A 12,731-nucleotide genomic window follows, 5' to 3' on the forward strand; every position below is an offset into this window, starting at 1 on the left:
ATTTAAAGATTGGTGAGTTTTTCAACAGTCTGAGGATTTCCCTCTAAAGAGCAGGCAAAGGCGGAGACGAGGGTATTAGAGGGAGTTTTTCCTCTTACTCGAGAGAACGAACAGACAGGAGTGACACCGTTCCCACTAGCCCGTTTTGCCTTCCGCGTCGACCTGACGCAGTCGGCGATACTCGGTCGGCGAGATGCCGGTCGTTTTTTTGAACAGACGGTTAAACGAGGTAACGTTAAGGTAGCCAACCTCCCGGGCGATGTCGCTCACTTGCCGGGCTGTCTCCGACAGCAATTCCTTCGCCTTCGCCATCCGCAGGCCGTTCAAGTGGTCGATGAAGTTGGTGCCTGTTTTCTCCTTGATGTAGGTGGACAGATAGGCTGCCGACATGTTCAGATCGTTCGCCACTTGCTCCAGGGAAATATCCGCTCCGAATCCCGTCTCCAGGGAGTGCATGACCCGCGAGACGACGGGGTCTTCGCCCGAGACTGTTCGCATGGCCAGCGCGACGGCCACCGTCTCGGCCAGACGGGCCAGCTGCGAGCGATACTCCTCGACGGTATGGCAAGCAACCATTTCCCGCCGGATGGAGCGGATCGTCCAGCCCACCTGGGGCTCCGCCTCGTCGCCCAGATGGCGAAGCTCGCCGGTCAGTATAGCCGCCAGTCCCTCCGCCACTTCATGGTATTGACGCACCGCAGCCCCGGATTGCCGCATGCGCTCCAGCAATTCATCGATCACGCCGACGGCCGCTTCGGCTTGCCCCGCTTGCAGGGACGAAGCCAGCTTGTCCGCTTCTTTCTCCGATAAACGAGGCGTCTCCGGCAATTCCCGCGGCGCCGTAATCAATTGCGTCTCTTCCTTCGGCAGCGCTTGTCCGGCCCAGCTTCTTACCTGCTCGTAAGCATGGCCGAATTGCGAAGCATGCTCGAAGCGGGAGCTGACGGCGATCGTCACCGCGCAATAGGCGGAGCTTTGGTCCAGCAGCTCTTTGATCTCGCCCAGCATAGCCGAGATGGGCTCCGAACGGCCGTCCCGGACGACCGTGAGAATCTGATGATGCTCTAGCTGGAAGGTATGCGAGCCCGGGCAATAACGCTCAACGGCCGCCCGGATGTGCTCGCGAACGGCCAGCGAGGCGTGCTCGGGCCGGATGTTAAGCCGGGCCATCGCGTCTCCGCGGAATTTCAGCTCGTATAGAATCAGATCGTAGCTGCCGTCGGTCTCCGTCGTCATGAACTCCTTCCACTCCCCCAAATCCTCGTTGATGTTCTTGATCCGGCTCATGTAGCCATAGCTGGTCAATATGGAACGGTGCCGTGTCATCCTCCCTTGTACTTCTTCTCGCTCCTCCATTAAATGAAGAATGCGGCTTTCGATCGCCTCGTATTCGCGAATGCCGCTGCCTGCCGCCGGCTGCAGGCGCGAGGATTGACCTGCAGCGGCGGCAAGCAGCCGGTCAACCGGTTTCTTGATCCGCCTGCTGAAGTAATGGGAAACGGCGGTCGCGAGGAGAAGCGTGCAGACGAACACGGCCGCCGACCACCAGAACCATTGGCGCAGCTCGGCGGATGCCGTCGCGTAAGGGATCGTCGAATAATACGACAGGCCGTCGGCCGTCGTTGTTCGGAACCAATAGAATTGGTCGTGGAGCAGATGATCGGACCCGTTCTTAAAAACAGGGATGTCTCCCTCCGGCAATCCGTTCTGATACAGCATTCGACCGTCGTTATCCGCAATAGCGATCGACCGGTCTGCCGCCCTGCCTGCGAAAGCGGACATGGCCTTGTCCACATTGAGCAAAGCGATAACCTGAAATTCCTCGCCCGGCAGTTTGAGGCTGATGGGCAAAATAGCGGGTCCGTCCGCCACATCGGACGAGGGGAGGAAGCGCCGGGCCGAGAATAGGGTCAAAAATGACGGACTGCTCAGCTGATCGCGCCAGAAGGAATGAGAGTATGCCGGACTCGCATAGGCTCTCCCGAACATATCCGAGGCGGAGCTGCTGCCGTCCTGATCCACGGCGAAGTCGCCGATGCCGTAATGGACGATGATGCCTTCCAGATAAAACAACGGATTATAGGCGTCCGCGCGCAGCATATTGGAGATGCGATAGGCGGATAAGTAATTGGCTTCGTCCGCGCCGTAAGAGCGCAATTGCCGATTGAACTCGCGCACCGTGGCATCGTTATAGATCGTATTCAGCAGTGCTTTCAACTGGGCGATATGCGTTTCATATCGTTCCGCGACATCGATTAACGCGCGATGATTGTTGGCGACGACGTCCTTCTGCAGCCGGGATTGAAAGAACGAGAACAACAAACCGTTAAACAGCGAAAACAAAATAATGATACATATAAAAGATACAAGCAGCTGTCCGTACAGCGTGCGAGGTTTCGAAAAACGAATCTTCATCATAAAGGCACTTCCTTTCCTTGCGGAGCCAGAGGGAGTATCATGCAAGTTCTTCTATCGTATACGAAAGCGGCCCGAAAGGCTGTGACAGGCATGTTGAGTGTTTGTAAAAAAGGAATCGAAAAAAAGGATAAGCATCAAAAAAAACGTCGATTTCGCGACAATAAGCCGCGTTATATCATAAATCTGCGCCTCAAACGGACAAGCAACGGCGCCAATACGAGAAGGGATGATTGAAGCGGTGAACGACAAGCGACACGGAAGGCGGAATCCGGCCATCCATGCCATTCTTCTTATTATGGCTGCCGTCCTGGTCTTGCTGTCAGGCTGCAGCGTTAGGGAGCAACAAGCCGGAGGACAGCGGGGCGAGGAGCAGCAAGCCGATGAGGCAAGGGAGGCGGTGGAAGGAATGCCGATTGCCCGCGATCGAATCGCGCTGACGTTTTTCACCGGCCAGTCGCCGAATAATATCGGTCCGTACGAGGATAAGCTGGTATGGAAAAAGATGGCGGAGCGTTCGAATATGGACATCGACTTCCGGCTGATTCCCTTCGAGGTATTGGCCAACCAGCGGGCACTGGCGCTGGCGGGGGAAGAATTGCCGGATGCGTTCTATTCGGCGAGATTGTCTTCCGCCGAGCTCTATATGTACGGCAGGAAGGGCGTGCTTATCCCGCTTGACGATTATTTGGCCGATCATGCCCCGAACTTTTATGCCCTGCTGGAGCGTTATCCGGAGCTCAGGCAAGGATTGACCATGCCGGACGGGCACATCTATTCCTTCCCGTCCTTTTACGACCCCGAATTTCTGACCATGCTGGTCGGCATGCCGTTTTGGGTAAACGGGAAATGGCTGGAGCGGCTTGGCATGCAAGAGCCCGTCACGACGGACGAGCTGCTGGCCTATTTGCGGGCAGTGAGGGACACCGACCTGAACGGCAATGGCGTGCAGGACGAGATCCCTGTAGCCAGCGTTGGCATTACGCCCCTGCTGGATCAGCTTAAGGGAGCATTCGGCCTTGGCAATCGCGGCATCGCGCATCGGTTCGTCGACGTGGACAAGGAGACGGGAGAGCTTCGTTTCCTAAAGGCGGATCCCGCCTACCGGGAGCTGCTGGCCTTCGCGAACGGCCTGAAGGAGGAAGGACTGCTCGCACGCGACATCTTCTCCTTGAAGGAGACGGCGCTGAACGCGCTGGGACAAGCCGGCCTGCTGGGAGCGGCCGTCGTGCCGAATCCGGCGACGGTGATGGGCCGGGATGAATTTATCGGGCTGGGAGCGCTGCAAGGCCCCCGCGGCGATCGGCTGTATTCGCATATCAAGCCGCCGCTTATTCATACGGGAGCCTTTGCCGTCACGAAGTCCAACCCCTACCCCGAGGAGACGATCCGATGGATGGATTATTTCTTCGGAGAAGAGGGAGCGACCTTGTTTTTTATGGGCGAAGAAGGACGCACCTACGACAAAAAGCCGGATGGCTCGCTTGTATTCAAGGAGAGCATTGCGCAGGCGGAAGGCGGCTTGACGCTGGATCAGGCGCTGATTCCTTACGTCACCTGGATGGGAGGCAGCTATCCCGGCTTTGTACGGGAAGCGTACTTTCAAGGATCGGAGACGAGACCGGAAGCGATGGCGTCGGCGGAAAAGGCGAGACCGTACATTCCAAGCGAGGTATGGGGCCGATTCAACTTTACCGAAGAGGAGTCGCTCTGGATGTCTACGGCGGGACGGGACATCGAGCGATATGCGAACGAGGCGGAGCGCGAATTCGTAAACGGCACCCTGCCATTGAGCGAGTGGGACACCTACGTGTCGAGGCTGGAAGCGATGGGGCTGGATCAATACATGAATATTTACGAACAAGCCTACGAGAGATATGAAGCTACATTACGATAACGATTGGGAGCGTGTAAGATCGTGAAAGCAATGAACGCGAGACATTGGAAAAAATGGCTGTCGGGAGCGACGGCGGCGACGCTGCTGCTCGGTGCCGTTCCGGCTCCTGCGCCGGCAAGCGCGGCGCCGGATGCGCCCAAGCTGATGATTACGGAGCTCGTGCCGGATACGACGAATCTGCCCGGAGTCTCTACGGACGGCTACGAATTTATCGAGGTCTACAATAACAGCGGCACCCCGGTCGACTTCCGGGATTACTCGCTAATCTATCATTACATCGACGACAAAGGGGAAAAAACGACGCCATGGCCGCTTACCTTGCCGGACACGGCGACGAGCATCCCGGCGTACGGCACGATCGTGCTCTGGGTCATGAACGCGGAAAACACGGAGGAGCCCGTGGTCAACTTCAACGGCGCGTACGGCGTACAATTGACGGAAGGCGTATCGTTGTTCCGCGTCAATGGCGGAGGCGGCATGAGCAACAAAGATCCGCGCGACTTGATCATCAAAGACGGAGAAGGCAATGTCGTATCGTCGGCATCCTATCAGGACGATGATCAGACAAAGCCGAACAAGGGCATTTTTTATACGTATCCCAAAGATGGAAGCACGGCTATGGTCATGATGGATGGCCCGGGAACGTTGGCTGCTACGCCGGGCTCCGTAACGACGGATCAGGTACCGGACAACGGTCAGACCCCCAATCTGCCGCCGGTTATCCGCCATGCGCCGGTTACGGAAGCGACGCACGAATCCGATCTGCTCATTACGGCGACCGTCGAGGATCCCGAATCGGCGGCGATCGCGGCAAGCGTCTACTATCGGAACGGCTCGGAGGGCGTCTTTACGAAGCTCGACATGGTCGCGGATAACGGCGTTTTCGCCGCGTCGATTCCGAAGTCCGCGCTGACTTCGCCATTGCTTCAATACTACATCGAGGTAACCGACGGCACAGCGAGCTCGACGACCCGCACTTACGACGTGGCCGTGGAGACGGACGATTTTGACTATGGCAAAGTGCCGCCCGTCTTGATTACGGAGCTGGTGCCGGACAGCGAGAACGTAAGCTCGACGGTGAGCAGCGACGCTTATGAATTCGTAGAAGTATACAACAATACGGATAGAGAGCTCGACTTCGCCAACTACGGCCTCTTCTACCGTTATCCCGACAAGGGGCCGGCCGGGGATGTGGCATGGCCGCTGGCGGAGAAGGGCAAAGTCGTGATCCCGCAAGGGGAATCCATCGTGCTCTGGATTACGAATCCCGCCAACGAGACCGCCAAGACGGCGGCGGATTTCAACGCCAATTATGGCACGGTGCTGGAAGAAGGCGTGAATCTGTTCCGGACGGAAGCCGTGGACGGCATGGCCAACGGCTCGGCCCGCGACCTGATCGTCAAGAACCTGCTGGGACAAGATATCGTGATCGCTTCTTATCAGAATGACGATCAAACCAAGAAAAACATGGGCATCTTCTACTCGTACCCGCTTGACGGGTCGGCAAACATGCGCATGCTGACGAATCCCGGCACGATTGCCGCAACGCCGGGAACGGTAGCGGCCGAGCAAACGCCGGCGGTGCCGGTTCACCTGCCGGACGGCTCGGAGAACGAGACGCCGGTTATCGCGAATATTTCGCATGCATTCGTAGCCGGCGGCCTGGAAATCACGGCCGACGTTACGGATCCCGATGGTTCCGAGGCGCCTCAGGCCAAAGTATTCTACCGGACGAAGTCGCAATCCGCCTACGCCAGCGTGCCCATGAATCCTTCGGGCGGCGAGTACAAGGGACTTATTCCTTCTTCGGTACTCGTCGAGGACGCGGTCTATTATTACATCGAAGCGGCGGACGGCCTTGGCCGGACGACGTCCGAAGAGGCCGAGGTTAAGGTGGAGCTCGGCGACTTCGATCCGCAATCGGCGCCCGAGCTGCTGATTACGGAGATTGTGCCGGATTCGACGAACGTGGGGAGCGGCGACGGTTACGAGTTTGTCGAAGTGTACAACAACACGGACGATCCCGTGAACCTTAAGGATTACCGCATGAATTACCGGTATACGGACTCCGGTCCTTCCGCCGACGTCATCTGGCCGACGGATAAGGAGGATGTCGTGATTCCGGCAGGCGAGACGGTTGTTTTCTGGGTCATCAACGCCTACAACGGCGCTTCGACGGCAGCCGCTTTCAACGCCAACTACGGCAACGCCGGATTGACGGAAGGCGTCAATCTCTTCCGGATGTACAGCGACGGCATGGCCAACGGCGGCAAGCGCGGCATCGTGATCGCGACGAACAGCGGCATCGAAGTTTCGTCCGCGTATTACGACAACGACGAAGAGACGAAGGCGAACATGGGTATTTTCTACAAATACCCGCAGGACGGCACGAGCACGATGATCAAATACAGCGCGGGTCTCGAATCCGCTACGCCGGGCAAGGTTGCGCCGGAGCAGATTCCGGCGATTCCTGTGCGGGTGCCTGCGGACAACGTTAATCCAACGGTTGCCGATTTGACGGCAGTCGAGACGATCGACCAGTCGAGCAACATCGACCTCGTCGCGGACGCGAAGGACGATCGCATCGTCAAGACGGTGGCGCTGTTTTACAAGGACAATCGCAAGGAAGATTATACAAAACGTTATCTAAAGCGGAGCTACAACGATTCGTTGTATCGCCAGACTTTGTTCAGCCCCGAGCTGATCGGCCGCGATTACATTGACTATTACTTCGAGGTATCCGACGGCACGAATACCGTCAAGACGGCCACGAAGCGGGTCGACGTAACGGGAGGTCCCGAGCTGTCCGATCTGCGTCTTAACCTGAAGGAGAACGAGGTCGTCTCCGGGGATCTCATCCTGCGGGGAACGGGCAAGGACGTGCCGTGGAACGAACTGACAATGTCCGTCGACGGCAACGAGTTGTCCGGCGGCACGTATGCCGCTCTGGAGAGCGGAGCATACTTCGCTTTCGAGACGCAGGGCGTCAATTATTATTTCAAAAACGCGGTCGTGGCGGACGGGGAAATTATTCATACGTTCCTGGATCCCATCGACAGCTGGTCGACGCTGACCGTGCCGATCTCGGCGGACTCCCTGAAGGAAGGGGGCAACGTGCTCTCGATCTACGCCGGCTCCAAGTCGGGACCGTTCGACGATCGTCCGGAAGAGAACAAGGACGACTTCGAGATCCGGAATATTCGTCTCGTGCTGGCGGACGGAACGGAGCTGTACGATCCGAAGTTCAGCAATCCGCAACAATCGCTTAAGATGGGGGACAGCGCGGGCAAGCACGAATTCCTTGACTTCACGTTCGCGCTTGAGGCCGAGAAGCTGGCTTCCAAGGCATACGTGTGGCAGACGGCGGGCATCGAGGACGGCGATCACGTACTGACGCTGAGCCATCCCGATTATGCTACTTTGACGCGCAACGTGAAGGTGGATAATACAGCTCCGTCCATTGTGCCATCCGTAGAGGAAGGCAAGACGTATCGCGGCGCATTCGATCTGGATGCCTTGGTGACGGATGCTATCGCGGGTCTGGAAGCAACGACGGCTACATTGGACGGAACGTCCGTCGCGCTTCCTTACGCCACCTCCTCGGCGGCGTTGACTCCAGGCGCTCATGCTTTTGTCGTGAAGGCTGTCGACAAAGCAGGCAACGAGGCTTCGTCTACCGTAACCTTCGAAGTGCCGGACGAGAATCCGAACGCGCCGGAGGTTGTCGCGCCGCTCCACAATGCGGGCGATATCGGAAATGCGGCGACGCTGACCGTCAAGGCGAAGGATCCGCTGGACGATCTCATGCGCGTCATGTTCTTCCGCGGCTTCAACTATGACGCCAATGCGTCGGCCGGCTTCCAAGGGTACCGCGGCGCGTCCGATACGGAGCCGCCGAAGCGGGAAGTGCCGGGCGGCGAGAAGGCGTTCACGGCGGATGATTACGAGGCGATCGAAAGCGAGGACGGCAAGTACCTCGTCGACGACGCGACGGAGCAATTCCCGTACCAGCGCTTCGAGATAACGCTGGACGCCTCGGTGAAGGACGGCGATCTTGTGGACATTCGCTGGAAGGGCAAGTCGCTCGAAGGACGCAAGGTTAGCTTATACGCATGGAGTTCGGCGGATGCGAAGTGGATGATGCTGGATTCCGTCATCGCGGGCAATGAAGACTTCGAGCTTGGCGCGGAGGTAGCGGCCGGCGTTTATCGTCAACGGGCTGCCGAGGGTTCCGGCGATCCGGACCGTATCGCGCTTATGGTACAGGACGAGCTGCCTGTATCGAACGACCCGTACGACTTCTCGTTCGTCTGGATGTCCGATACGCAGTATTATTCGGAAGTAAAGGAATACCACAAGTACTATCGCGACAACGTAAAGTGGATCGTCGACAACCTGGACGAACAGAAGATTCGCTATGTTATTCACACCGGCGATATCGTCGACGAAGCCGATCAGGAATATCAATGGATTGAAGCCGACACGAATATGAAGGTGCTTGACGATGCGGGAGTGCCTTATGGTGTACTGGCGGGCAATCATGACGTCGACCACCAGAAGGGCACGTACGACGAGTACTGGAAGTGGTTCGGCGAAGACCGTTTCGTGAACCAGCCGACCTTCGGCGGTTCTTACAAAAATAATATGGGCCACTACGATCTCATCTCCGCCGGGGGCAACGATTTTATTATCGTCTACATGGGCTGGGGCCTCGCCGACGAAGAGATCGAATGGATGAACCAGGTCGTGAAGGCTCATCCCAATCACAAAGCGATTCTGGCGATGCACGAATACCTGCTCGTATCAGGCAACCGCGCTCCGATCGCGGACAAAGTGTACGAGGAGGTCGCGCTGCCGAACCCGAACGTGTTCGCCACGTTGTCCGGCCACTATCACGATGCCGAGCTTAAGACGGACGAAGTGGATGATGACGGCGACGGCAAGGCAGATCGCAAAGTGTATCAAATGCTCGCCGATTATCAAGGCGGTCCGGACGGCGGCCAGGGCTACATGAGGCTGATGCAGTTCGACATGGCGAACGACAAGCTGCATATCAAGACGTATTCGCCGACGTTGAACGATTACAACTTCTACGATCCCGCAGAGTACCCGAGAAAAGACGAGTTCTCGCTTGATCTCAATCTGGACGCGGAGACAAAGCGCGTCGCGACGGATTACTTCGGCGTTCGCGTGTACACGGATCAGAAGATTGGCGATACTCAAGCAACGGAGAGCGGCAAAAATGCGTCGGTGACATGGGGCAGCTTGGCTCATGACGCAAGCTACGAATGGTATGCCATAGCGGAAGACGATTACGAGGGCCGTACTCGCTCCGACATCTGGCGCTTCTACACGGGCAAAGCTCCGGAGCAGCCGGGAACGGATCCGGGCACTGGCACGCCTCCTCCAAGCGGCGGCAATGAAGGAAGCGCGGACGTGAAGGACGGCGTCATTACCGTCAAGCCGGGCAAGGCTTCGGACGGAAGCCCCGTCTTTAAGGTGAACGAAACGCAAGTGAACGAAGCGATTAAGAGCGCGGCAGAGAAATATGTCGATATCCAGCTGCGGGCGGAGAATTCGTCGGAGGAACAGCTTGTATTGGAGTTGTCTGCCGCGGCGATCGAAGCCTTGCTAGAAAGCGGCAAGACGATTCGCGTCGTTACGCCTCGCGTAACGGTCGAATATCCGGCAGGGGCGATTCCTCGGCAGGCGGGAGAAGGCAATGGTTTTGTACGCCTGCGCGTCGATATTGGCGAGACTAAGCTGACGGAAGATGCCGTCGCCGATGCCATTAAGGATGACAAGGCGCTGCGCGGAACGGGCTTCGTTTACGATCTGACCATGGTTTACGTGGGATCGGACGGCAAGGAAACGCCGATCTCGTCGTTCGGCAAGGAGGTCATCGTAACGCGTACGCTGACGTCCGAAGAGACGAAGGCTATGGATGCTGACTACGCTGGCGTCTATTATCTGGATGGCTCGGGCGGAGCCGACTATATAGGCGGTTCGTTCAAGGGGAACACCGTAACCTTCCGGACGAAACACTTCTCGAGTTACGCGGTGATGGAATATCGCAAGACGTTCGCCGACATGAACGGCCATTGGGCGAAGGACTACGTCGGCAAGCTGGCCGCGAAGCATGCCATTACGGGCATTGACGGCACGAGATACGCTCCCGACCGCGACGTGACGCGCGCGGACTTCGCGGTTATCGCGGTAAAGGCGCTCGGATTCCTGGGCCTTGAGGCCGGACAATCCGAATTCCAGGATGTCGCATCAGGCAAGTATTATGCGGCATACGTGGACAAAGCGCAGGAGCTGGGACTGGTAACGGGCTACAACGGCCGATTCCGCCCGGAGGAGACGATTACCCGGGAGGAAGCCGCGGTTGTGCTCATGAGACTGTTCGCTTATCTGAACAAGGATGAAGCGACAACTGGCGACGAAGTGGCATTCGCGGACATCGCGGCGGCGTCCCCGTGGGCGCGCGAAGCGATCGAAGCCGTGCAAGCGCTGGGTATCGTAGGCGGCAAAGGCGATGGACGTTTCGATCCGCATGCGGACGTGACGCGCGCCGAGATCGCCAAGATGATTACGCTGGCGATTCAATAACACAGAGGGATGGTTCCCATGACCGAGCGGTTGGCGGCGGCGGGGACCATCCCTTTTTTTGAACAATAAAGTCCTAGACTGTCGCTGTATCATTGAACTAACGTTCTCCGATAGCGTAATCAAAATCCTCATTCTTTCTTTATAACAATTGATAATTTGTAGTTTGCATGTTCGCTTAAGCCAACAAGAAATTGATCTATATGCTCGTTCGAAGGGAATCTGCACTCAAGAAGATAACATCCATCCCCACTGATTTTGTAATTATTTATTATGTAGTGCTCCTGCGTTTTAATATAGGCGAGCAAAGGCTGATGATTATGAGTGTTAGTAGAAATCGTAATAAAGGCGTGCATAAAGCATCCTAATTTTGATTGATTAATTTTAATCGAGTATCCCTCAATAACACCAGTATCCTCTAGTTTCGCAACACGACTTGCCGCTGCTTGTCCTGTCAAATGTACTTTTCCACCTAATTGCTTCATTGTGATTCGACTATTTTTTGATAATTAGGCTAAGATATGCGAGTCCGTTTGATCCATTATAATCCTCCTTTGGGAATACCACACTACAGAATAAAAAACGTTTTTCAATATTCAAGTCAAAAAGCCAAATGACTTGATTTAAGCTATGTCGTTCAACACGAGCATCATCTAAAATAATCACATAACAAAGCAAAGGAGATATAAAAATGAAAGTGACATTGATTAGAAATGCAACTTTGGTTGTTGAATTTGCGGGCAAGAAATTCTTAGTTGATCCATTCTTGGGCGATAAGGGTGTTTATCCGGCATTCCCTAACTCATTAAGGCAAGACCAAAATAATCCATTGGTTAGCTTACCCATTCCCCTTGAAAACATTATAAATGTAGATGCTGTTGTTGTAACCCATCTCCACTTAGATCATTTTGATGAAAAGGCCAAAGAAGTATTACCAAAAGGCATTCCAATGTTCGTACAAAATGAAGAAGACGCTGAGGAAATTCGCAATGCTGGTTTTCAGAATATAGAAATCCTTAGCGAAAATTCACGTTTTGAAGAGATTCAGCTCATCAAAACAAAAGGTGAGCACGGCCGGGGGGGAATTTTAAAACTAGCGGGCAATGTTTGCGGCGTTATCTTTAAACACGCCGATGAGAAAACTTTCTATGTCTCTGGAGATACGGTATGGTATGAAGCCGTTCAAGAAACGATTGACTCTCACAAGCCAGAGATCATTGTCGTAAACGGCGGGGATAATCAATTCCTGCAGGGCGGTTCTTTAGTAATGGGTAAAGATGATATCTATGAGGTTTACCAAGCAGCTCCAAATTCCAAAATCATCTCAGTCCATATGGAAGCCGTGAACCACTGGACCTTATCGAGAGAGGAACTTAAAAGCTTCCTTACTGAAAAGGGAATCTCCACCAATGTACTGGTGCCGAATGACGGAGAGTCCTATACATTCTAGAAATTAAAGCAAAATTCTTTAAGTTCGTAAGGATAGGAGACATTACGATGCAAGCTGAGGTTCGTAGCCGTATATTTCATTTTTGAAGGTGAACATACAGGCATTCCGTTCTTCTCCGTACCCGCAACAGGCAAAAAAGTTAGATTCTCTTTAATGATGATGCTGCGTATTGAAAAGGGCAAAATCATCGAGAAAAGATCGCATGTTGATGTTCATGATATTCTGTGGCAACTTGGTGCGCAGTAGTAAAATTGAAAAAAACAAAAGCTGCCGGGCTGCTCTGGCAGTTTTTTGTTGTGAAATGTTATTAACGTAAACTGCCCGTTAGTTAATGGGGCGTTGCCAGTCTAATATTTAATT

5 protein-coding genes and 1 pseudogene are annotated in these 12,731 nt (G+C 55.1%); 4 read left to right on the forward strand and 2 right to left on the reverse strand.

Going from position 1 to position 12,731, the window contains the following annotated elements; translation table 11 throughout:
* Window positions 1–135: 135 nt before the first annotated feature.
* The gene (locus H7F31_RS03985; RefSeq protein ID WP_187103118.1) at window positions 136–2,418 is read right to left on the reverse strand and encodes a helix-turn-helix domain-containing protein; all 2,283 of its coding nucleotides are present in this window, start codon (window positions 2,416–2,418) and stop codon (window positions 136–138) included.
* 238 nt (window positions 2,419–2,656) lie between these two features.
* On the opposite strand from H7F31_RS03985, the gene H7F31_RS03990 reads away from it, so the two are divergent.
* The gene (locus H7F31_RS03990) at window positions 2,657–4,312 is read left to right on the forward strand and encodes a type 2 periplasmic-binding domain-containing protein (protein ID WP_315970550.1); all 1,656 of its coding nucleotides are present in this window, start codon (window positions 2,657–2,659) and stop codon (window positions 4,310–4,312) included.
* Window positions 4,313–4,342: 30 nt separating this feature from the next.
* Complete coding sequence (locus H7F31_RS03995; protein WP_261800470.1) at window positions 4,343–10,924, forward strand: S-layer homology domain-containing protein; 6,582 nt, start codon at window positions 4,343–4,345, stop codon at window positions 10,922–10,924.
* Between the two features lie 128 nt (window positions 10,925–11,052).
* On the opposite strand, the pseudogene H7F31_RS04000 reads toward H7F31_RS03995, so the two are convergent.
* Window positions 11,053–11,466, reverse strand: a pseudogene (locus tag H7F31_RS04000) (Lrp/AsnC family transcriptional regulator).
* A 146-nt stretch (window positions 11,467–11,612) separates the two neighbouring features.
* Here H7F31_RS04000 and H7F31_RS04005 point away from each other — a divergent pair.
* Entirely contained in the window at window positions 11,613–12,371 is a 759-nt protein-coding gene (locus H7F31_RS04005; RefSeq protein WP_187103123.1) for an MBL fold metallo-hydrolase, read from the forward strand.
* A 54-nt stretch (window positions 12,372–12,425) separates the two neighbouring features.
* Complete coding sequence (locus tag H7F31_RS04010) at window positions 12,426–12,617, forward strand: ester cyclase (RefSeq protein ID WP_187105199.1); 192 nt, start codon at window positions 12,426–12,428, stop codon at window positions 12,615–12,617.
* Window positions 12,618–12,731 lie beyond the last annotated feature (114 nt).

The organism is Paenibacillus sp. PAMC21692 (genome assembly GCF_014303795.1).
GTDB lineage: Bacteria > Bacillota > Bacilli > Paenibacillales > Paenibacillaceae > Pristimantibacillus > Pristimantibacillus agaridevorans.

What these genes read in the sequence shown, in the direction of transcription:
- H7F31_RS03985 (WP_187103118.1), bottom strand. Translation starts at nt 2,418, where the DNA reads ATGATGAAGATTCGTTTTTCGAAACCTCGCACGCTGTACGGACAGCTG.
- H7F31_RS03995 (WP_261800470.1), top strand. Translation starts at nt 4,343, where the DNA reads ATGAACGCGAGACATTGGAAAAAATGGCTGTCGGGAGCGACGGCGGCG.
- H7F31_RS04005 (WP_187103123.1), top strand. Translation starts at nt 11,613, where the DNA reads ATGAAAGTGACATTGATTAGAAATGCAACTTTGGTTGTTGAATTTGCG.